Origin of the sequence: Neobacillus sp. PS2-9 (genome assembly GCF_030915525.1) — a bacterium.
Taxonomy (GTDB): domain Bacteria; phylum Bacillota; class Bacilli; order Bacillales; family Cytobacillaceae; genus Neobacillus.
On sequence record NZ_CP133269.1, the window covers coordinates 940,406 to 961,676 of the forward strand.

Sequence of the window (21,271 nt, forward strand, 5' to 3'; positions counted from 1 at the left end):
AAAGAGTCTTGTCGAATATCCTTTTTTGATGAGATCTTTAACTATAGGTGATAACAATGATAGAACTACAAGAAGTATATAAAAAGTATCCGAATGGTGTTACCGCCATTAACGGGATTGACGTCCGAATTAATCAGGGCGAATTTGTTTATGTTGTCGGACCAAGTGGTGCTGGGAAATCCACTTTTATTAAAATGATGTATCGTGAAGAAATCCCTACTACTGGGACTATTATGATTAATGGCGTCAATCTAGCCAAGCTGAAAATGAAGAAGGTTCCTTTATTTAGGAGAAATCTAGGCGTTGTTTTCCAAGACTTTAAACTACTTCAAAATCTAACAGTATATGAGAATGTTGCCTTTGCACTTGAGGTAATTGAGGCGCAGCCAAAGGTTATTAGAAAACGTGTAATGGAAGTTCTTGACCTTGTAGGTCTTAAGCATAAAATTAAGATGCTTCCTGGCGAGCTTTCTGGTGGAGAACAGCAACGTGTCTCTATTGCACGCTCGATCGTCAACTCACCTAAAATAGTGATTGCGGATGAGCCTACAGGTAACCTTGACCCTGAAACATCATGGGAAATTATGAACATCTTTGAAGAAATTAATGCTAGAGGTACAACGATTGTTATGGCAACTCATAACAGAGAAATCGTAAATACAATAAAGCATCGCGTTATTGCCATAGAAAGCGGGAAAATTGCACGTGATGAGCAAAGAGGGGAGTACGGTTATGAAAATTAGAACTGTTGGCCGTCATGCCCGAGAAAGTTTAAAAAGTATATCTAGAAATGGATGGATGACCTTTGCATCCGTAAGTGCAGTTACAGTTACTTTGATTTTAGTCGGTGTCTTTTTCGTTATTATGATGAATCTAAATAGAGTAGCACAAACCATTGAACAGGACGTGGAAATTCGCGTTCACATCGATTTTGCTGCAAATAAACAAGATCAGCAAGCTTTAAAAAGTGAGATTGAGAGAATTCCCGAAGTGAAAAGTGTGAAATTTTCACCTAAAACGAAGGAACTAGATAATCTAGTGAAAAGCTTGGGTGAGGACGGAAAAGCCTTTAAGCTTTTTGAACAAGATAATCCACTAAACGATGTATTTATCGTAAAAACGAAAAAACCAACTGACACAATGAAAGTCGCTAAGAAAATTGAAAAAGCAAACTTTGTTGCTAAGGTAAAATACGGGCAAGGTAAGGTTGAAAAGTTATTTAAGTTTATCAAGGCGAGCCGTAACGTAGGAATTGTCTTAATTATAGGCTTATTCTTCACTGCGATATTCTTAATCTCTAATACTATTAAAATAACTATTATTGCTAGAAGAAGAGAAATTAAAATTATGAGATTAGTTGGAGCAACGAACTCCTTTATCCGCTGGCCGTTTTTCCTAGAAGGTTTATGGCTTGGTATCATGGGCTCGATTTTGCCAATTATCCTCATTTCGATTGCGTACTACCGTGCATATGATTATATTGGTCCAAAGCTTGAAGGAACCTTTATTAAAATCCTGCCAGTTGACCCGTTTGTTTACCAGGTCTCCGGTATTTTGATGTTAATGGGCGCTTTAATTGGGGTATGGGGCAGTGTAATGTCCGTAAGAAAATTCTTGAAAGTGTAGTCTTTTTCAGGAAGGGCCGAACGCTAGGCCCTTCCTATTTGCTAGAGTTCAAAGATAGATAAAGGTTTACATATAAAGAGATGGAGGGGAGTATGCGGAAATGAGAAAATCAATGATGACGCTGACCGTTGCTGTACTGGTCGGGTTTGGAACCACGTTCGGAGGTTTTTCTACTAAAACTGAAGCGGAATCAATCTCCAAGCTAAAAGGTGAACAAAATAAAATTCAAGACCAACGTTCTGATGTAAAGTCAGATATGAATGCAGCAAACGATAAAATCAATTCATTAAAAGATCAGCAAGTAGATGTTAAAACTGAAATGAAACGCATCGATTATGCGATTGAAGATGCGACTAATAAAATAAATGAAAAAACCGCCAAGATTGAAGAAACAAAGGCTGAAATTACTAAGCTTCAAAAAGAAACAGAGGTTCTAAAGGAACGTATTAAAGCTCGTAACGAACTATTGAAGGAACGCGCTCGAAGCTACCAAGAGACAGGTGGATTGGTTAATTACCTTGATGTGTTAATGGGTTCTTCAAGCTTCAGCGATTTTATTGATCGGGCCAATGCGGTAGCAACCATAATGCAGGCCGATCAGGACATCATTCAAAAGCAAGAGGCTGACAAAAAGGAGCTTGAGGAGAAACAGGCTCAGGTAAAAAAAGATCTTGCTAGTTTGGAAAAGATGGTTGCAGACTTAGAAACATTAAATCGACAATTGGCTACCCAAAAGGCAGAAAAAGATAGATTATTAGCTACTCTTGTCACACAAGAACAAGAAGAGCAAGAACACATGATGGATTTGCAGGAGCAGGAGCAAATCTTAGCATCTCAAGAGGCAGCCATTCAAAAAGCCATCAAGCTGGAGCAAGAGGCCCAAGCTAGAGCAGCAGCTCAAGCAAAGCAATCTTCTTCTAGTAGTGGAAGCTCAAGCAGTGGCGGTGGCGCTAGTTCTGGAGCAACGCCAGGTGTATCAAGTGGATACTGGACACAACCAGCGGTGGGTGTATTAAGTTCAGGATTCGGAGGCCGTGGATCTGAGATGCACTTTGGTGTTGATATTGCCAATAGAACAAAGGTTCCAATCTTAGCTGCAGCAGACGGTGTAGTTATTAAATCCTATTATTCTAGCAGTTATGGTAACTGTATATTCATCTCCCACTCCATTAATGGACAGGTGTTTACAACTGTCTATGCACATATGTCATCACGGATTGCTGGAAACGGAGCCGTCGTGAAAAAAGGCCAACAAATTGGTGTAATGGGTAATACAGGTGCATCAAGAGGACAGCACTTACACTTTGAACTTCATAAAGGACCGTGGACACAGGATAAGCGTTATGCGATTAGTCCAGTAGGAATAGTGCCACTGCCATAAAGAAAAAGGAAGAAGCCTCGCGCTTCTTCCTTTTTTATTACACATATCTCGTCCCAATCAAACATATAAGTTAATAATCGGGCAGGATTTTTGGGCCTTTATAGAAAATTAGAAAGGACAGGCATACTTACTTGAGGAGGATTGGGATGAATCGTAAATGGATTGCCTTATTAATGACGGTTTCGCTGCTTACAGGAGCAGGCGGTACCTACGCTGGAATGCAACTCTTAGATCAAAAGGTAGATGTACCCGAACAAGAGCAAGCGATTCCAAAAAAACCTGAAGCAGATTCTAATGTTAATACGGAGGACCTGGAAAAAGTACAACAGGCCTATGACTTAATTTTAAGCCGCTATGTCGAAAAAGTGGACCAGGAAAAACTAGTTGAGGGGGCCATTCAAGGGATGCTATCTGTATTAAAGGATCCATATTCAGTTTATATGGATAAAGCGACAGCACAGCAATTCACACAAACGCTTGAATCCTCTTTTGAAGGTATTGGGGCAGAAGTGGGAATGGTAGATGGGAAAATTGTAATCGTTTCCCCATTCAAAGATTCACCTGCTGAAAAAGCCGGCATCAAACCAAATGATCAAATTTTAAAAGTCGATGGGAAGAGTGTAGAAGGGCTAGATTTAAATAAAGCAACATTAAAGATACGTGGAAAAAAGGGGACATCCGTCACATTGGAGATTGCTAGAAAAGGGTTAAAGGATCCACTATCCATTGATGTTAAGCGCGATGAAATTCCCCTTGAAACCGTCCATGCCTCTGTAAAGAAGCATGATGGAAAGAAGGTGGGGTATATCGAGGTAACCTCCTTCTCAGAAAATACGGCTCAGGATTTTAAAAAGGAATTAAAAGCATTAGAGAATGACCATATTAATGGGTTGATTATTGATGTTCGTGGCAACCCGGGAGGTTTATTAGATAGTGTCGGTGAGATTCTGAAGGAGTTTATACCGAAAGATAAACCATATGTTCAAATTCAACAGCGCAATGGAAAAAAAGAACGGTATTTCTCAACTACGCCTAAGAAAAAGGATTACCCAGTAGTCGTTCTTGTGAATAAAGGAAGTGCTTCTGCATCAGAAATATTGGCGGGCTCCTTGCAAGAGGCAGCGGGCTATCAGCTCGTAGGAGAAACTACTTTTGGAAAAGGAACGGTTCAGCAGGCGGTACCAATGGGAGATGGAAGCAACATTAAATTAACTCTATTTAAATGGCTGACTCCTGATGGAAACTGGATTCATAAAAAAGGAATTAAACCGGATGTAGTGATCAAACAGCCAGCAATTTTTGCGACCCATCCCATTCAAGTGGAAAAGCCCCTTGAAAAGGATATGAACAATGAACAGGTAAAGAATGCTCAAGAAATATTAGCCGGATTGGGATTTGCTCCCGGCCGGAAAGACGGATATTTTAGTGCAGAAACGGATATGGCGATAAAAGGCTTCCAGCAGCAGAATGACCTGCCACCAACAGGGAAAATTGATGAAAAAACAGCAGCCAAGCTGGAAGAAGCAGCTGTAAAAGCTATGAAAAAAGAGAAAAATGATTTGCAACTACAAATGGCATTACGGTTGATTACTAAATAATGGGAACAGGGGCTTTTAGCCTCTGTTTTTTTTGTTTTGGCGGAATATATGTCAGGTTTGGCGGAATCATTGGGAATTTCCGCGGAAATAGTCATTAGGTTGGCGGAAACTTCCCCAATTCGCGCGGAATTCCTACAAAAGTTGGCGGAATCCGCCGATAGTCCTAAAAGAACCAGAACGAAAATCTAGAATGTTACGACATTTTTATTTTTTTAATAAACTAGCAATATGTTTTGTGGCTGTAATTTGGTAAAATAATCGTTAAGAGATTTTTATTTACTAGAAACTTTAATAGAGGCAGGTGACAGGAATTGGTGCAAATCTGGCTTGTGGAACTACTTAAAGGAACAGGCAAGTTATTTCTTCATCCTGTTTTATACTATCTCGTTTTCCTATCTGGAATACTAGGCGTAATGAGGGTGAAACGTGAGCGGAAAAATTTCCATATTCGAGCACATGATGCTTATTTTGAACTGCGGCAGCTATTTTCGCCGGGAGTGTTAATGGGTCTTGTTCTATCCGTAATCATTGTTGCAGCAGGAATTACCGTACCATTCGCGGCCATTCTTTTGATAGCTGGATTTACATTCATTTGGTCACTAACCACAAATGTCCGGCTCATGTCTCCCGTTTATACGGCAGGCGCTGCATTTTTTACCATCATTTTAATGGCCGAAAATAATTGGTCTATCCCGTTTTTTTCAAAGGCTTTTCATTCTATTAGTGACAAGGTTTATCCATCAGTTGTAATTGTTATGGGACTCTTGTTAATTGCCGAAGGGATGCTAATTCTAAAAAATGGTAGTAAGGGAACCTCTCCTAAATTAGCAATAAGCAAACGCGGCCAAAATGTAGGCGTTCATGAAGTAATGCGACTATGGATGTTGCCCTTATTCTTGCTTATTCCTGGTGACGCTCTTCATCTGCCATTTGACTGGTGGCCAGTATTTCACCTAGGAGCAAAGGAATACTCAATCATTCTTGTCCCATTCGCCATAGGTTTTCAACAGCAGATTAAAGGAATGCTCCCAAAAGAAGCGATACAGCTTCATGGTCGAAGAGTCATTGGTCTTGGGGTCTTTATTTCCATTTTATCGGTTACGGGTTATTGGTACCCATTATCATCCATCGTCATTGCTGCGATAGCTGTTATTGGGCGGGAACTCATTACGTTAATGTCTGTTTTGAAGGATGATAATCTTCCGTTTTATTTTTCAAAAAAGAATAATGGTTTGATGATTATAGGAATTATCCCTGAGTCGCCAGCAAGTAAAATGGGATTGAAAGTTGGGGAGATTATTTCAAGAGTTAATGGAGCTCAAGTTCGAGATGAGGGGACATTCTATGAAGCTTTACAGAAGAACCGCGCCCATTGTAAGCTGGACGTCCTCGATACAAATGGAGAGGTTCGCTTCGTTCAACGTGCGCTATTCGAAGGCGATCACCATGAACTTGGAATCCTCTTTGTTCCGGACGATCATAAGTATGATGCGAAAATAGGATAATTATAAAATATAAGTAGAAAAGCCAAAGGACAAAATCTTTTGGCTTTTCTACTTGATGCTGCAGGAGAAATAATTCGTATCATCAACAAATACATTTTATAATGCTAAGGTATTATATCTTATGTTATACTGTTGGGGGTATACGAGTGGTTATGATATAACTATAGAAAGGCGGCTAAAACAATGTCGCAAGATGCAGGAAAAGCATTAGAAGATCGAGCTGCTTGGTTACAACCTTATCTTGATTCTCCCGAAAAACAACAACAATTATATAGACGGACGTTAATGATCGTCGTCCTTTCACAAATCTTTGGTGGTGCTGGACTCGCTGCAGGTATAACCGTCGGAGCACTTCTTGCTCAGGATATGCTTGGTACAGAAAGCTTTGCAGGACTTCCTGCTGGTTTATTTACATTGGGTTCTGCTGTCGCTGCCTTGCTTGTAGGAAGACTCTCTCAACGTTACGGGCGCCGATTCGGTCTAGCTGCAGGATTTTTGACGGGCGGAATTGGTGCGATCGGTGTTATCGTTTCTGCGGTAACAAATAATGTTTTTCTGCTTTTTGCTTCACTATTCGTCTATGGTGCAGGTACGGCAACCAATCTCCAGGCACGGTATGCAGGGACAGATTTAGCTAGTTCCACTCAACGGGCAACAGCTGTGAGTATCGCTATGGTATCAACCACATTCGGAGCCGTTGCTGGGCCAAACATGGTGGAGGTCATGGGGAGGATTGCACATTCCATTGGTGTGCCAGCATTAGCTGGACCATTCATTCTTGCAGCAACTGCCTTTATTCTCGCTGGTCTGGTACTGCTCATTTTTCTACGACCTGACCCTCTACTAGTGGCTCAGGCAATTGCAGCAGAAAATAGAAACAGAACGGACAATTCGGTAGTTAACAATCCAAATACCCTAAGTATCAATAATCGTGGAATTATAGTTGGAGCTACGATCATGGTATTAACCCAGATGGTGATGATTGCCATTATGACGATGACACCGGTACATATGAGACACCATGGACATGGGCTGGATCAAGTAGGAATGGTCATTGGCATTCATGTTGCGGCTATGTTCTTGCCTTCTCTTCTCACTGGAATTCTTGTAGATAAGATTGGCCGTACGATGATGGCGACTGCTTCTGGAGCTACGTTACTTGCTGCTGGTATTATGGGTGCAGTTGTACCTGCTGATTCTATGATTGGGCTTGTCATTGCACTTGCTCTTCTAGGTCTAGGCTGGAATTTCGGCTTGATTAGTGGTACAGCCATTATCATAGATGCGACCACTCCTTCCACACGTGCAAGAACACAGGGATCTGTTGATGTATTGATTGCATTATCGGGGGCATCAGGCGGCGCTTTATCCGGGATGATTATGGCACAAACGAGCTTCGGAACACTTTCACTGGCCGGTGGGTTTCTTTCTCTCCTGCTTATCCCAGTCGTGATTTGGTCTCGAAGAAAATAAGCAACAAAAAGCCAAAGGCTATGCGCTCCTTTGGCTTTTATTAAGTTTATAATTTTCGATACTTCTTCAATGAAAAGATATTTAGGACGACGAAAATAGCGGCGAAAAGGAATAATGCCAACAGGTCACCACTGATATCACTAATACTAGCTCCCCTATACATCACACCTTTTAAAGCATCCCCGGCATAATACATGGGCATGATTTTGGCAACGCCTTGCAGCCAGTTAGCCATCCCTTCAATGGGAAAAACACCTGCAAAAAACACCTGTGGAATGACCGCAATCGGGATGAATTGCATCATTTGAAATTCTGATGCAGCAAAGGTTGATAATAGGATACCAAGTGACAAAGCAACCAATGCTAGCAATAAATTTGTCAGTAGTACATTCCAAACAGACCCGACAAGTACAATGTCTAAAATATTAATTGAATAAAAGACAACAATAATTGTTTGAATCACAGCGAAAATACCATAACCAATTAAATACGCTGTAACAATCTCCCAACGGCGAATTGGAGTGGACATCAGCCGTTCTAATGTACCAGTTGTTCGCTCGCGCAATAGCCCAATACCAGAAATAATAAAGACAAAGAAGAATACGAAAAATCCAACTAATATGGGGCTAAGGACATCAAAAAAGACGGTATCTTTGTTGCCATACACGTATTTTGTTTCAAGGTGGGTTTGCATCATTTTTGCAGCTGCTGGGTTTTGTTGCAACAATTTAGCCTGAGACTGTCCGGCAATCGCCTGGTTCACCTTCATTTGTAAGCCCTTCGCTGCCGATGGATCATCATTTAGTATGGTTAATCTAAACTGTCCATTTTCCTGTTCCAGTAAGCCATCAAGATCATCCTTAACGACCGTTTTTCCTGTTACATTTTCATAAGATTTTACCGTAATTTTTGCCTCTTTTAGAACTTTGACAAGCTGACCATCTACTGCAGTTACACCTAATTTAGGTTGAACAGTGCTCCCGTTAAATAAAAAATACATCAGGGTTAGGATTAGTAAGGGAGCAACTAATAATAAAGCCAAAGTCCGTTTGTCACGTAGCATTTGCTGACAGATTCTTTTGATTAATGCAATGACTCTCATGATTGCTTTACCCCCGCTCGTAAGAATACCTCATCGAAATTATCTGTCTCATATAACGCCTTCAACTCCGATGGAGATCCGCTTGTTAGAATTCGACCATCTCGAACCATTGCAATATAATCGCATCTTTCTGCTTCATCCATGACGTGCGTAGTCACGATAATCGTTTTTTGCTCATCCTCTTTTAATCGTAAGAACTCTTTCCAAATAGCCAGTTTTAATTCAGGATCGATTCCCACAGTGGGTTCATCCAGGATTAAGATTTTCGGGTCTTGAATTAAAGCAATGGCAAGGGATAGCCTTCGTTTCATTCCCCCTGAATAGGCAGCTACTCGTTTTTTTAGGTCGTCTGTCAGATTGACTAGGCTAGAGACGTAGGCAATCCGCTTCTTCTGGTCTGCCTTTTTTATCTTATAAAGGGAAGCAAATAGCTTTAAGTTTTCCTCTCCTGTTAAGTCTACATATAAGGCATCGGATTGAGCCATATAGCCGATGTCCTGCATTAGTGCAAGGTTAGGCATCTTTTGATCTAACACATGGATGGATCCGGTATCTGCTTTTTCCATTCCGACGATCATTTTAACGAGAGTGGTTTTTCCGGCTCCAGAAGGGCCGATAAATCCAAACAATTGTCCTTTTTCAATCGTTAGGTTCACATTGCTCAAAACTGTTTTTTTTCCAAAGCTTTTACTGACTTGTTCCACTTTTATGGTTGATTCCATCAATCATTCCTCCTCGGATGTTGACCGTGTATGTCTTTATTTTACAACGAGTAGAGATAGAAGCAATAAACAATAAACGACAATGTGTTGATTATCTGTCAAATATCAGGAATGTGTGGATTTTATATAAAGGCTTTGTTAAATTTGCCTGTTGATTTCCGCTCCAGGCACTTCGCTTTCCGTGGGTGTTTCGGCGAGCCTCCTCGGCGCATGAACCTGTGGGGTCTCCCCTGAACCATACTCCCACAGGAGTCTTCGTGCCTTCCGCTCCAATCAACAGGGTGTAAAAATCAACACTGTTCTTTAACATAGCCTATATAAAAAAACAATAGCCTATTTATTAAATCCTGCCACATGTCCAGGTCCTAAAAAGGTTATTCGCGATAAGATCATTGCCATTTCCTGCGGTGTTTTTTCCATTCCAGTTTCTAACCAATGCTGAATCACACCAAGATGGGCGGAGCTGACGTAAGAAAAAAGATAGTCGGCTGGTACGAGCATTTCATCCTTTTTTATTTTGGAAATGACATTTTGGAGGAAGGTTTTTTTTATGATATCCCGTAGTTTTCCCTGAAATTTCGCGTCACCTTTTGGACCTAAGATTACTTTCATAAAACTTGAATTTTCATGAAATAGTTCAAAAAGCTTAATGATAAAAGGTAATGCGGTATTTTGATTGAAGGTCAAAACATCCTTTGGCTGGATCAGTTGAGTTATTTTCACAATTTCGGTTAAAATCTCCGCTTCACTCTTCTCTAACAAATCATATTTATCCTGATAATGCAGATAAAAAGTTCCCCGGTTAATATCCGCTTTTTCCGTTAAATCACGGACAGTGAGTCCTTCAAATCCTTTATCCTCCATGAGTTCTGTAAGAGCATCCCGAATCAAACGTTTCGTCCGTACAATGCGTTTATCCGTTTTCTTTATATCCGTCATATAATAATCCCCCTGTATAGTGCTAAACAAAGTATATTCAACCTGAGGTAAAATAATCAACATCACGTTCATTATTTGAAGTGATTTTTTAGCCTTATCATAGGTAATTTATTGAATAAATGGAAGCTGAGGGGCTAAAGCTATAGGGGGAATTTTTAAACTTGAAAGGTGGTTTAGCCATGAGTCTTAGCTTTTTGAATAATATGGAATTCAGACATTTGGAGTTGATTAGTATCGAAGGAGTTGCGAGGATCGTGTTTTATTTCACGGTGTATTCATTCATTGGCTGGCTGCTCGAAAATAGCTATAGCTTCTTCACTAAACAAATATTTTTCAAGGAGAATTTTTTATATGGACCCTTTAAACCGATGTATGGTTTTGCGCCAATCCTTTTGGTTTATTTGATATCACCTAAAAACCATTGGGCGATTGTTTTGTTCCTCTGTGTTGCAATTCCAACGATAGTGGAGTATGTAAGTGGAGCATTGCTGCAGAAGCTATTCCATAAACAATGGTGGGATTATTCAGATACTCCGCTACAGCTTCACGGCCATATCTGTTTGCCTTTCTCCGTCTGTTGGGGACTTTTATCGTTAATCTGTTTATTTTCGGTTCACCCTATGATTGCTTCATGGTATGAGACTATTGCTTTATATTGGGGGTGGATCTGGTCGGCAGTGGGCTTATACTTCCTTGCAGACCTTGTATTAGCGATTCGGAGACACTCTCTACAGGATCTTCTAACTGAAGAACCAACTAATCCGATTCAATAGGGTGCTGACACCATTAAACAAAAAAACTCCTATCTGTAAAAGAAGGAGTTTTTGTATGTAATTGTTAATAAAGATATAATTAATTTAAAAAGTTTTCACGGTTCGAGGAAAATTGGAGGTCACAGGTTGTGTCACAAAACAAGGGGAATTCTTTATTAGAAATATGGTTAGTTTCGACAAGGCTTGGTTTAACATCATTTGGTGGACCTGTTGCACATTTAGGTTATTTTTTTGAGGAATATGTTCAAAAGAGGAAATGGATTGATGAGAAAAGTTATGCAGATTTAGTGGCCTTGTGTCAATTTCTACCTGGTCCCGCAAGTAGTCAGGTCGGCATCGGAATCGGGGTAATCCGTGGTGGATTGCTAGGTGGGATATTAGCGTTTCTTGGTTTTACTGCACCTTCTGTCATAGTTTTAGTTCTTTTTGCAATGATTCTCCAGGGGTTGCAAATAAATGATAGCGGCTGGATTCATGGATTAAAAATCGTTGCAGTGGCCGTTGTGGCACATGCTGTATTAGGGATGGCACAAAAGCTTACCCCTGACCTCAATCGGAAAGCTATTGCTTTATTTGCCTTGGTAGGTACGTTAATGTGGCAAACAGCTTACACCCAGGTCGGTTTAATTATTTTATCTGGTGTGGCAGGATTACTGATTTATAAAAAGCATGAGATCGAGCAGATAGATACCAGGTTAGCTTTTCCAATTTCTAAGCGGGTTGGTATTATCTGCTTAGTATTGTTTTTCAGCCTGCTGACTCTTTTACCAATCGTAAGGGAAGTAACCTCTGTCCGTTGGGTTGCGTTGTTTGACAGTTTTTACCGCTCGGGTTCACTCGTGTTTGGCGGGGGACACGTGGTACTACCTTTGCTTGAAAGAGAGTTTGTACCGAACGGGTGGCTAACAAAAGAAGAATTCCTAAGCGGTTATGGAGCAGCACAAGCTGTTCCAGGTCCTCTGTTTACCTTTGCTGCCTATATTGGTGCAGTGATCAACGGTTGGAAGGGTGGCATCTTAGCTACTGTCGCTATATTCTTACCGGCATTCTTACTGGTTTTAGGTGCACTGCCTTTTTGGAATATGCTTCGTCAAAATCCAAAGATTAAAGGGGCATTAATGGGGGTCAATGCAGCCGTTGTAGGCATACTGATTGCTGCCTTTTATCAGCCCATCTGGACGAGTTCCATTTTAGCCCCCATTGACTTTGCCTTTGCTGCAGTCTTGTTTAGTATGTTAGTTTATTGGAAGCTTCCACCATGGGTAATAGTCGTTACTGGCGCGGTTGGTGGTTCTGTCATTGCTCTACTGTAACCTTAGGGGGATTGACTGATAATGGGAGTAACGTAGCCGGCTTCTACGTGACCCAAACCTTCTTTTGTGAGTGTGATGGGTAACGTAGCCCAACCGGTTGATACCATAGGAACTATCCTAAAATAAGAAAATGATGTAAAAAACGGCTGAAGATTTCAGCCGTTTTTTACATCATTTCAAACTACGATTTAAGAATGCCTTTGTCCGTTCATTTTGTGGGTTTGTAAACAACTCATCAGGAGAACCAGATTCAACAATTTCCCCATTATCCATAAAGATCACTCGGTTGGCCACTTCTTTAGCGAATCCCATTTCATGTGTTACCACAATCATGGTCATATGCTCTTGAGCAAGGTCCTTCATGACTTGTAGCACTTCTCCGGTCAACTCGGGATCCAAAGCAGAGGTGGGCTCATCGAATAGAAGAATTTCTGGATTCATCATCAACGCCCTGGCAATTGCTACTCTTTGTTTTTGGCCGCCGGAAAGCTTTGCAGGATAAGCCGTTGCGCGGTCTGATAGTCCGATTTTCTTTAGTAATTCACGACTTCGTTGTTGAATTGCCGCAGTGGATTCCTTCTTTAGCATCCTTGGAGCAAGCTCCAAATTTTCCGTAACCGTCAGATGCGGAAAGAGGTTAAAATGTTGAAAGACCATTCCCATTTTGGCATTAATTTGTTTCATCTCTTGTGGATTAGCGTACATACCGTCCTTCACTAAATGACTACCCGCAACAACAATGCTTCCGCCGTCTATTTTTTCAAGATTGACTAAACTGCGGAGCATCGTGCTTTTTCCAGAGCCGGAAGGGCCGATTACCGCAACGACATCATTTTTCTTCACGTTAAAGCTAATCTGTTTTAATACATTCAGATTGCCATACGATTTTTTGAGACTAGTAATTTCTATAATAGCCATTTTATACACTCCTTCCTAATCAAATTTGAGCCGTCTTTCCATCCATTTAAAGAACATCGTTAAAATCAGTGTCATAATCAGATAAATGATACCTGCCACAAAGAATGGCACAATGGTAAAATCACGGTTTACAGCTGTTTGAGCAAAGTGCAGCAATTCAGGAACAGCAACGGCATAGAGTAACGCCGTATCTTTTACCAATGTTACAGATTCGTTCGCCACAGAGGGAAGGGCGATACGGAACATTTGCGGCAAAATGACTCTCGTCAATGTCTGCCATTTATTTAATCCTAGAACTTGAGACGCCTCATATTGACCTTTATCAATAGCAAGCAGACCCCCACGGAAAATTTCAGCAAAATAGGCCGCATAATTCAAGATAAATCCTAGGCAAGCTGCTACGAATCGGTCTATCACTAAGTATTCACCCACAACGGGAATCATAGGTAAACCAAAGCATATAAATAGGAGCTGGAGCAAAAGCGGTGTACCGCGCATGATATAAATATAGGCCTCTGCAATCAGGGATAGAGGCTTAAAACGGCTGCCAACAGCTAGTGTTAATAGAAACCCCAGTGGAATGGACACCACAATGGCGATGAGAAACAAGAGGACGGTCATCTGTGCCCCTTCCAGCATGGGTTTAAGGATAGACATTATATAATCGAATGACATAGGAATTCCTCCAAAAACAAAACAGGCTTCCCAAAGGAAATCCTGTTCTGCCTTATATTCGTTATTTTAATACTTTATCTTCGCCAAACCATTTCTTGGATACTTGAGCGGCAGTGCCATCTTCATTCATATCATCAAGTGCTTTTTGAAGATTTTTCAATAATTCTTCATTTCCTTTTTTTACACCAATACCATATTCTTCTGGAGCTAAAGATTCATCTAATACTTTAAATGCCTCTTGCTCTTTTGTCATATAATAATTGATTACAATTTCATCAATAACGACTGCATCTAAACGACCACTCTTAAGGTCAGTCAATGCTTGTACATTGTCCGCAAACTCTGTAACAGTTTTAATTTTAGACTTAATCGGTGCTGCGTCTAATGCATCTGCTGCAGAAGAAAGTGATTGTAAACCAACAACCTTTCCTTTTAGATCATCTAATTTAGAAAGGCTCGAATCAGCTCTTGTGACAACTACTTGTGCATTTTTTAAATAAGGCTTCGTGAAAAGAACCTTCTTTTTACGTTCATCTGTAATAGTGTAACCGTTCCAAATCAGGTCAATGCGCCCACTGCTTAACTCCGCTTCTTTTGTGCTCCAATCGATTGGTTGAAACTTTACCTTTTTCCCCATCTTATCTGCTGCTGCTTTCGCTAAGTCGATATCAAATCCAACAATTTTGTTATTTTCATCTCTGAAGCCCATTGGTGCGAACTTGTCGTCGATCCCAATGACTAGTGTTTTATTTTCTTTTCCCTCTGCTGACTTAGAAGAACATCCTGTAACGAGAGATAACATTGCTGCTATGACTAGAACAATAGTAGCTAAACGTTTCATATTAAAATACCACCTTATTATTTTTGTAAATTAACTTTAGTGCGTTACCACGCTATTACACTACCATATTATCAAAGTGTCGTATATAGCTTGATAAATAATAGAAATATTAAAAATATTTAACCGTAAAGCCTGAAGAAGCTATGGAAAGGTCATCTAGGTGTTCAATACACATGGTTCATATTTTACAATTGTATGAACAAATGAAATTTGGAGGATTACTTCATAAAAAATGCAAGGTTTCTGCATTAAATCTGCAAATTCCCCCTCTACATTTAACGTATAAACATTTAATAGTTAATCTACTTTGTGGAGGTGGAAAGTTTGAATAGGATTTTTTTATTTTTGTTGGCAGCAGCCTTTATATTTTCATTTGATGTAAGAGTCCTCGCAGATGAAGGGCATTCACATGATCAAAAAATGGAACATGAAAACATGAACCATGATGATATGAATATGAATATTATGGATCATGAAGGAATGGACATGGATCATGAAAGCAGTAGCGATCATGAAGGGATGGACATGGATCATGAAAGCGGAAGTGATCATGAAGGAATGAATATGGATCATGGCAGCGGAAGTGATATGGAAGGGATGGACATGGAGGGAGGAAGCCATGAACATCACGGACCAGTGGTTGAAACGCCGCCAAATTATAAAATCTTAGGAACATATGGTGCAGTGAATCTAGCATTTATCTTAATCGGTATTTGGAATAAATGGTTTCGTAGGAATGGGGGAGTAAATAATGGCAATGCCTGAGAAGAACTTAAAACCGGAAAAGGAATCATTCGACTTATTATCCATTCCTGTGGTTAAAAAATTTGTTAAAAGTAAATGGTATCCTGGGATCTTTCAATGGATGGTTATTTTCGTATTTTCTATTATTGTTTATGAACTCGTAATGGGAACTGTGGATCCAAGTAAAAACTTCGGTACAACCATGACTTGGGTGTTATGGTGGCCAATCATTCCTATATTATTTTTAGTAACCGGCCGCTTTTGGTGTGCCATTTGCCCGTTTGGGAAATTAAGTGATATCGTTAGGAAGTTCGTTGGTAGCAAGCGTCCTATGCCGAAATTCTTAAGAAAATATGGGATTTGGCTCATTGATTTATTTTTCATTGCTATCACATATAGTGACCACGTATGGGGAATCGTAGAGTCGCCACGAGGATCAGGTTATTTATTACTGTTACTAGTAACAATGGTAGTAGCAACGTCTGTTTTTTACGAAAGAAGAACCTTCTGTAAAACACTTTGTTTTCTTGGGGGACTTGCAGGAAACTATTCGCGTTCGGGTGCATTAAAGGTACAGGCGACACCTGACATCTGTAAAACGTGTAAAGTGCAATCCTGCTACAAAGGAACGGAAGGCGTGGAAGGTTGTCCAATGTTCCAGTTTCCACGAACAATGGAATCTAGTGCAGAATGTAATATTTGCGGTAACTGTGTAAAAAACTGTCCTAACAATTCCGTTAAAATTACGACTAGAGTTCCTACAAAAGAATTATGGGGCTTGAAAAATCCGAAGCTTGAGCACGCTTCCTTAGCTGCCGTTATTATGGGGATCGTGTTTGTACAAAACATTACCATGCTTGAACCTTGGCAGAAAATTTTAAGTGCTATTGGAACGGTTACTGGTACATCTAATTACAATGTTAACTTTACTGTTGCCTTTATTATTGCAATGGCTTTACCAATTCTATTACTATTGGGAACTGCAAAACTGGCCTCCTTACTTGGAATGGAAGGTACCGTCAAAAAGAACTTTACTCGTTTTGGATATGCGATTATTCCTTTAGATTTAGCTGGACACTTAGCTCATAACTTATTTCATATTTTCACAGAAGGCAAGGCTGTATGGTTTAACTCCATCCGCCTTTTTGGAGTAGAAACAAATCCTGCAGGTTTAAGTCTCGCCCCAACCCCAACGGTTCAACTGATTCAGTATATCGTTATTTTAATAGGATTAGTTGGTACTTCATATGTTGTGTACAGAATGGGGAAAAAGACAGCATTTAAAGCAATGCTTCCCTACTATTTACTGATGTTTGCACTAGCTGTCGCTAACATATACTTATTCTCACTTCCTATGATGCACAGAGTGTAATACTAAATGAAAAGACATCACCACCCACTATTAGATGGGATTGGTGATGTCTTTTTGTTTTTTTTACAAAAAAAGCAAAAAACGTTGACATTCAAACCCCTGTTTGAATATCATATAGTCAAACGAACATTTGAATGAAGAAGGTGAATAGTTATGAAGGATCGCGATGTATGCGAGATTACCTGTGTCGATAATGAAAAAACCGCTCGAGTCGGGCAACAGCTCGAAAAAGATCATAATATCAGTGAAGTAATCAAGATTTTTAAAGCTCTTTCGGATGAAACCCGGATGAAAATAGCATATGCACTGACACTTGAAGATGAGCTTTGTGTTTGTGATGTGGCCCATATTGTTGGAGCAACGACCGCAACTGCATCCCATCATTTACGTCATCTAAACAATCTTGGCCTTGCCAAATATCGTAAAGAGGGAAAGCTGGTTTATTATTCGCTTGATGACGACCATGTTAAGCAATTAATTCATATTGCATTTGCCCATCAGGAGGAGGTGGCTGGACGTGAGTGAGACGATTGAAAAACAAGTCTATCGGGTGCAAGGCTTTTCCTGAACAAGCTGTGCCGCAAAGTTCGAAAAGAACGTCCAACACCTGGATGGTGTGGTTGATGCAAAAGTAAATTTTGGAGCCTCTAAGCTCACAGTCTATGGAGATACCACCTTAGATGCATTACATGAAGCAGGAGCGTTTGAAAAACTAACGATTCACCCTGAAAAAGAGCATCCTCCAGTGGCAGTAAAGGAGCCGCTTTGGAAGCAATATTCCCTTTTAGGGCTATCCTTGTTGTTTCTGTTAGCCGGGTACATTTTTTCATCAAATATCCTATTTGCCGCTTCTATTTTACTAGGAGGCTTGCCTCTTTTTAAAACAGGCTTAAAGAATCTAATCCGATTCGATTTTGATATGAAAACGCTCATGACCGTGGCGATTATTGGGGCAGCTATTATCGGAGAGTGGAGTGAAGGGGCAGTAGTTGTCATCTTATTTGCCATCAGCGAAGTCCTTGAAGGTTATTCTATGGATAAAGCAAGAGCCTCGATTCGGTCATTGATGGAAATGGCGCCCACAGAGGCACTAGTTGTTCGAAACGGCAAAGAGATGTTACTAAAGGCAGAAAATATTGAAGCTGGAGATCTCATGCTTGTTAAGCCTGGGCAAATGATTGCAATGGATGGAGTCATTATTGAGGGAGCATCCTCCATCAATCAAGCTGCAATTACCGGTGAATCTGTTCCGGTTGAAAAAGTCATTAACGACGAGGTTTTCGCTGGAACACTGAATGTAGAAGGATTTCTTAAAGTAAGGATAACGAAGCTAGTAGACGATACGACCATTGCAAAAATTATTCATTTAGTGGAAGAAGCACAAGGGGAAAAGGCACCTTCCCAACGCTTTGTCGATCGGTTTGCCAAGTATTATACGCCGGTGATTATGGTAATTGCTGCCCTCGTGGCGGTTATCCCGCCGCTGTTGTTTGCAGCAAGCTGGCAGGAGTGGATTTACCAAGGGCTTGCAGTATTAGTGGTTGGATGCCCATGTGCACTGGTCATTTCTACCCCGGTTTCCATCGTTACCGCCATTGGAAATGCTGCTCGGAACGGTGTGTTAATAAAGGGTGGAAACTTTTTAGAAGAAGCGGGAGCACTAAAGGCGATTGCCTTTGATAAAACGGGGACATTGACAAAAGGGGTTCCTGCTGTAACAGACTTTATTAATTATACAGACAATGAAGACTTACTATCCATCGTTGCTGCAATTGAAAGTAGGTCACAGCATCCACTTGCGAATGCCATTATTAATAAAGCAGCATATAGTAACAGAGATTTCAAAGTCGATGATTTCTTATCTGTAACAGGAAAAGGAATTACAGGTGTAGTCAATGGAACTGAATATCGGGTTGGAAACTTGAAGTTATTTGATGAAGTTCCTGACTATGTGTTGAATGAAATGACCTCACTTCAAGAACAAGGGAAGACCGTTATGATTGTTGGAACCGCACACGAAATTCTAGCAGTGATTGCCGTTGCCGATGAAGTGCGTGAGAGCAGTAGAGCAGTAATCGAGCGCCTCCATCAGCTAGGGATTGAGCATACAATCTTGTTAACAGGAGATAATCAAGCAACCGCTAAGGCGATAGGTAACGAGGCAGGAGTCACCGAAATGGAGGGTGAATTACTGCCACAGGATAAGTTAGATTTTATTAAGAAATTAAAAAATCAGTTTGGAAGAGTAGCAATGGTTGGTGACGGCGTGAATGATGCGCCAGCACTTGCAGCAGCAACGGTAGGAATTGCGATGGGTGGGGCAGGAACGGATACCGCTCTTGAAACCGCGGATATCGCTTTAATGAATGACGATTTGAAAAAACTGGCGTTTACCATCAAGTTGAGTCGAAGAACTTTGCAGATTATCAAACAAAATATTACCTTATCGATTGTAGTCAAGCTCTTGGCACTGTTGCTCGTCGTTCCGGGCTGGCTGACGTTATGGATAGCCATTTTCGCAGACATGGGAGTAACCTTACTCGTTACACTAAATGGCTTACGGCTACTAAGAGTAAAAGAATAGAAGGGCAAGACAGTTTTGGACGGGGATAGAGGGTGAGTCTGATGAATAACAGGTGGAATAAGTGGGTATATCGATGGTGGTCGCCGGTTTATGATCGTTTTTTCAATAAAGGGCCGTTTCTAAAAGCTCGGCAGGAACTATTCAATGACGTTAACTTTCATGAAGGTGATAAGGTTTTGTTTGTTGGGGTCGGTACGGGTGCTGATCTTGAGCAAATTCCCATTGACCTGCTGGATATCACAGCGATTGACTATTCTGAAGAGATGCTTGCCCAGGCGAAAAAGAAATTCCCAACTACTTCTTTATTCTTTCAGCAGATGGATACCCAACAATTAACCCTTCCGGATGAAGCTTTCGATTATGTCGTGGCCAGCTTAATCCTATCTGTTGTTCCAGACAGTCACAAGGCCTTTGAAGAAATGGTCCGAGTGACACGGTCAAAGGGCCAAATGATTATTTTTGATAAATTCGCTTCTAAGCCTTCAATAATAAAGAAACTTATTAGGCCGGTCATTAAGGCTTTAGGTACGGATATCGGTCTCTCCTTTGAAAAAATCTATGAAAAACATAGTGGCATGAAGCTAAACCTCTTAGAAAACCGCGCTGTGTTGTTCGGTGGAATGTATCGAAAAATAAAGATTAGAAAAAACTAACACAATCGAAATTCTTACGTTTTAGAAAAAGATAAAATATGGAGCCACTTTAAAGGCTCTCTGGGGGAATTAACATGGGTCATCATCATGGACATTCACACGGCCATTCTCACGGTCATTCACATACAAGTAACAAGAAAGCACTATTGAGTTCTTTCATACTAATAGCTGCTTTTATGGTCGTGGAAGTCATTGGCGGTTTGTTAACAAATAGTTTGGCGCTATTGTCTGATGCAGGCCATATGCTTAGCGATGCAGCAGCATTAGGATTAAGCTTTTTCGCCATCAAGCTCGGCGAGAAGCAGGGATCACAAGAAAAAACCTATGGTTATAAGCGCTTTGAAATTATTTCTGCGGCATTAAATGGAATCACGCTAGTTGTCATTTCTCTTTATATCTTTTATGAGGCTATTCACCGATTTATTGATCCGCCAGAGGTACAAAGCACGGGTATGTTAATAATTTCTGTACTAGGCTTACTGGTTAACATAGTTGCTGCTTGGATATTAATGAAAGGCGATAAAGATGAGAACCTGAATGTGAGAAGTGCCTTTTTACATGTGCTAGGAGATATGCTAGGGTCCGTGGGAGCTATTGTTGCGGCACTTCTAATCATGTTTTTTGGCTGGGGAATTGCCGATCCGATTGCCAGTGTGATTGTGGCTGTTTTAATCATAATTAGTGGGTATAGGGTAACAAAGGATTCTTTTCATATTTTGATGGAGGGTGCCCCAGAGCAAATCGATACGAATCAAGTAAAAACAGCACTTGGTAAAATTCCACTGGTGAAGGAAGTCCATGATTTGCATATTTGGACGATTACTTCAGGTTACCCGGTTTTAAGCTGCCATATGACGATCTGTGATGACGGTGTCCATGATGAAATCTTAGCCCAATCACAAAAAATTCTTCATGATGAATTTCACATCGAGCATAGTACGATCCAGGTTGAAAGAGAATGCATTGGCTGTCCCAGCCCACATGGGACTTGTAATTAAGGTCAAAGACATCTGAAAAGGATGTCTTTTTTTCTTGTATAAAGGGATGGCGTC

Annotated in this window: 20 protein-coding genes; 14 read left to right on the plus strand and 6 right to left on the minus strand. The window is 40.6% G+C overall.

Annotated features, from left to right (window positions below; all coding sequences use genetic code 11):
* Positions 1–56: 56 nt before the first annotated feature.
* From ftsE to RCG25_RS04550, 6 genes are all read left to right on the plus strand, one after another.
* The gene (ftsE, locus tag RCG25_RS04525; protein ID WP_308082496.1) at positions 57–743 is read left to right on the plus strand and encodes a cell division ATP-binding protein FtsE; all 687 of its coding nucleotides are present in this window, start codon (positions 57–59) and stop codon (positions 741–743) included.
* Positions 733–1,626, plus strand: coding sequence for a permease-like cell division protein FtsX (gene ftsX, locus RCG25_RS04530; RefSeq protein ID WP_308082497.1), 894 nt, complete (start codon positions 733–735; stop codon positions 1,624–1,626). Before ftsE ends, ftsX begins: the two co-directional genes overlap by 11 nt.
* A gap of 100 nt (positions 1,627–1,726) precedes the next feature.
* Positions 1,727–3,007: a murein hydrolase activator EnvC family protein gene (locus RCG25_RS04535; protein WP_308082498.1), complete on the plus strand. Its 1,281-nt coding sequence runs from the start codon at positions 1,727–1,729 to the stop codon at positions 3,005–3,007.
* Between the two features lie 146 nt (positions 3,008–3,153).
* Complete coding sequence (locus RCG25_RS04540; protein ID WP_308082499.1) at positions 3,154–4,605, plus strand: S41 family peptidase; 1,452 nt, start codon at positions 3,154–3,156, stop codon at positions 4,603–4,605.
* A gap of 311 nt (positions 4,606–4,916) precedes the next feature.
* Positions 4,917–6,110, plus strand: coding sequence for a PDZ domain-containing protein (locus RCG25_RS04545; RefSeq protein ID WP_308082500.1), 1,194 nt, complete (start codon positions 4,917–4,919; stop codon positions 6,108–6,110).
* Positions 6,111–6,293: 183 nt separating this feature from the next.
* A complete protein-coding gene (locus RCG25_RS04550; RefSeq protein ID WP_308082501.1) occupies positions 6,294–7,583 on the plus strand; it encodes an MFS transporter in 1,290 nt (429 codons plus the stop codon).
* A gap of 46 nt (positions 7,584–7,629) precedes the next feature.
* Here the strand turns inward: RCG25_RS04550 and RCG25_RS04555 are convergent, their stop codons facing one another.
* The 3 genes from RCG25_RS04555 to RCG25_RS04565 form a co-directional block, all read right to left on the minus strand.
* Positions 7,630–8,685 carry an ABC transporter permease gene (locus tag RCG25_RS04555; RefSeq protein WP_308082502.1) on the minus strand — a complete coding sequence of 352 codons (1,056 nt, stop codon included), beginning with the start codon at positions 8,683–8,685 and terminating at the stop codon, positions 7,630–7,632.
* Positions 8,682–9,407, minus strand: a complete 726-nt coding sequence (locus RCG25_RS04560) for an ABC transporter ATP-binding protein (RefSeq protein ID WP_308082503.1) — start codon at positions 9,405–9,407, stop codon at positions 8,682–8,684. The genes RCG25_RS04555 and RCG25_RS04560 overlap by 4 nt, the downstream gene beginning before the upstream one ends.
* A gap of 333 nt (positions 9,408–9,740) precedes the next feature.
* The gene (locus tag RCG25_RS04565) at positions 9,741–10,346 is read right to left on the minus strand and encodes a TetR/AcrR family transcriptional regulator (RefSeq protein WP_308082504.1); all 606 of its coding nucleotides are present in this window, start codon (positions 10,344–10,346) and stop codon (positions 9,741–9,743) included.
* 179 nt (positions 10,347–10,525) lie between these two features.
* Between RCG25_RS04565 and RCG25_RS04570 the strand changes: the two genes are divergently transcribed.
* Complete coding sequence (locus tag RCG25_RS04570) at positions 10,526–11,119, plus strand: putative ABC transporter permease (RefSeq protein WP_308082505.1); 594 nt, start codon at positions 10,526–10,528, stop codon at positions 11,117–11,119.
* Positions 11,120–11,247: 128 nt separating this feature from the next.
* Complete coding sequence (locus RCG25_RS04575) at positions 11,248–12,432, plus strand: chromate transporter (RefSeq protein WP_308082506.1); 1,185 nt, start codon at positions 11,248–11,250, stop codon at positions 12,430–12,432.
* Positions 12,433–12,603: 171 nt separating this feature from the next.
* On the opposite strand, the gene RCG25_RS04580 is transcribed toward RCG25_RS04575, so the two are convergent.
* The 3 genes from RCG25_RS04580 to RCG25_RS04590 all read right to left on the minus strand — a co-directional run bounded on the left by RCG25_RS04580 (position 12,604) and on the right by RCG25_RS04590 (position 14,866).
* A complete protein-coding gene (locus RCG25_RS04580; RefSeq protein WP_308082507.1) occupies positions 12,604–13,350 on the minus strand; it encodes an amino acid ABC transporter ATP-binding protein in 747 nt (248 codons plus the stop codon).
* Between the two features lie 15 nt (positions 13,351–13,365).
* Positions 13,366–14,025, minus strand: coding sequence for an amino acid ABC transporter permease (locus tag RCG25_RS04585; RefSeq protein ID WP_308082508.1), 660 nt, complete (start codon positions 14,023–14,025; stop codon positions 13,366–13,368).
* A gap of 61 nt (positions 14,026–14,086) precedes the next feature.
* Positions 14,087–14,866 carry an amino acid ABC transporter substrate-binding protein gene (locus tag RCG25_RS04590; RefSeq protein WP_308082509.1) on the minus strand — a complete coding sequence of 260 codons (780 nt, stop codon included), beginning with the start codon at positions 14,864–14,866 and terminating at the stop codon, positions 14,087–14,089.
* Between the two features lie 324 nt (positions 14,867–15,190).
* Between RCG25_RS04590 and RCG25_RS04595 the strand changes: the two genes are divergently transcribed.
* The 6 genes from RCG25_RS04595 to RCG25_RS04620 all read left to right on the plus strand — a co-directional run bounded on the left by RCG25_RS04595 (position 15,191) and on the right by RCG25_RS04620 (position 21,217).
* Complete coding sequence (locus tag RCG25_RS04595) at positions 15,191–15,631, plus strand: hypothetical protein (protein ID WP_308082510.1); 441 nt, start codon at positions 15,191–15,193, stop codon at positions 15,629–15,631.
* On the plus strand, positions 15,618–16,982 hold the full coding sequence (locus RCG25_RS04600; RefSeq protein WP_308082511.1) for a 4Fe-4S binding protein: 1,365 nt from the start codon (positions 15,618–15,620) through the stop codon (positions 16,980–16,982). Before RCG25_RS04595 ends, RCG25_RS04600 begins: the two co-directional genes overlap by 14 nt.
* 153 nt (positions 16,983–17,135) lie before the next feature.
* On the plus strand, positions 17,136–17,507 hold the full coding sequence (locus RCG25_RS04605) for an ArsR/SmtB family transcription factor (protein WP_308082512.1): 372 nt from the start codon (positions 17,136–17,138) through the stop codon (positions 17,505–17,507).
* Positions 17,494–19,566 (plus strand): heavy metal translocating P-type ATPase, encoded by a 2,073-nt coding sequence (locus RCG25_RS04610; protein WP_308084095.1) that lies wholly within the window; start codon positions 17,494–17,496, stop codon positions 19,564–19,566. The genes RCG25_RS04605 and RCG25_RS04610 overlap by 14 nt, the downstream gene beginning before the upstream one ends.
* A gap of 41 nt (positions 19,567–19,607) precedes the next feature.
* Positions 19,608–20,219, plus strand: coding sequence for a class I SAM-dependent methyltransferase (locus RCG25_RS04615; protein WP_308082513.1), 612 nt, complete (start codon positions 19,608–19,610; stop codon positions 20,217–20,219).
* Positions 20,220–20,293: 74 nt separating this feature from the next.
* Positions 20,294–21,217, plus strand: coding sequence for a cation diffusion facilitator family transporter (locus RCG25_RS04620; protein WP_308082514.1), 924 nt, complete (start codon positions 20,294–20,296; stop codon positions 21,215–21,217).
* The last annotated feature ends 54 nt before the right edge of the window (positions 21,218–21,271 follow it).

What these genes read in the sequence shown, in the direction of transcription:
- ftsE (WP_308082496.1), top strand. Translation starts at nt 57, where the DNA reads ATGATAGAACTACAAGAAGTATATAAAAAGTATCCGAATGGTGTTACC.
- ftsX (WP_308082497.1), top strand. Translation starts at nt 733, where the DNA reads ATGAAAATTAGAACTGTTGGCCGTCATGCCCGAGAAAGTTTAAAAAGT.
- RCG25_RS04535 (WP_308082498.1), top strand. Translation starts at nt 1,727, where the DNA reads ATGAGAAAATCAATGATGACGCTGACCGTTGCTGTACTGGTCGGGTTT.
- RCG25_RS04540 (WP_308082499.1), top strand. Translation starts at nt 3,154, where the DNA reads ATGAATCGTAAATGGATTGCCTTATTAATGACGGTTTCGCTGCTTACA.
- RCG25_RS04550 (WP_308082501.1), top strand. Translation starts at nt 6,294, where the DNA reads ATGTCGCAAGATGCAGGAAAAGCATTAGAAGATCGAGCTGCTTGGTTA.
- RCG25_RS04555 (WP_308082502.1), bottom strand. Translation starts at nt 8,685, where the DNA reads ATGAGAGTCATTGCATTAATCAAAAGAATCTGTCAGCAAATGCTACGT.
- RCG25_RS04560 (WP_308082503.1), bottom strand. Translation starts at nt 9,407, where the DNA reads ATGGAATCAACCATAAAAGTGGAACAAGTCAGTAAAAGCTTTGGAAAA.
- RCG25_RS04565 (WP_308082504.1), bottom strand. Translation starts at nt 10,346, where the DNA reads ATGACGGATATAAAGAAAACGGATAAACGCATTGTACGGACGAAACGT.
- RCG25_RS04570 (WP_308082505.1), top strand. Translation starts at nt 10,526, where the DNA reads ATGAGTCTTAGCTTTTTGAATAATATGGAATTCAGACATTTGGAGTTG.
- RCG25_RS04580 (WP_308082507.1), bottom strand. Translation starts at nt 13,350, where the DNA reads ATGGCTATTATAGAAATTACTAGTCTCAAAAAATCGTATGGCAATCTG.
- RCG25_RS04585 (WP_308082508.1), bottom strand. Translation starts at nt 14,025, where the DNA reads ATGTCATTCGATTATATAATGTCTATCCTTAAACCCATGCTGGAAGGG.
- RCG25_RS04590 (WP_308082509.1), bottom strand. Translation starts at nt 14,866, where the DNA reads ATGAAACGTTTAGCTACTATTGTTCTAGTCATAGCAGCAATGTTATCT.
- RCG25_RS04600 (WP_308082511.1), top strand. Translation starts at nt 15,618, where the DNA reads ATGGCAATGCCTGAGAAGAACTTAAAACCGGAAAAGGAATCATTCGAC.
- RCG25_RS04605 (WP_308082512.1), top strand. Translation starts at nt 17,136, where the DNA reads ATGAAGGATCGCGATGTATGCGAGATTACCTGTGTCGATAATGAAAAA.
- RCG25_RS04615 (WP_308082513.1), top strand. Translation starts at nt 19,608, where the DNA reads ATGAATAACAGGTGGAATAAGTGGGTATATCGATGGTGGTCGCCGGTT.
- RCG25_RS04620 (WP_308082514.1), top strand. Translation starts at nt 20,294, where the DNA reads ATGGGTCATCATCATGGACATTCACACGGCCATTCTCACGGTCATTCA.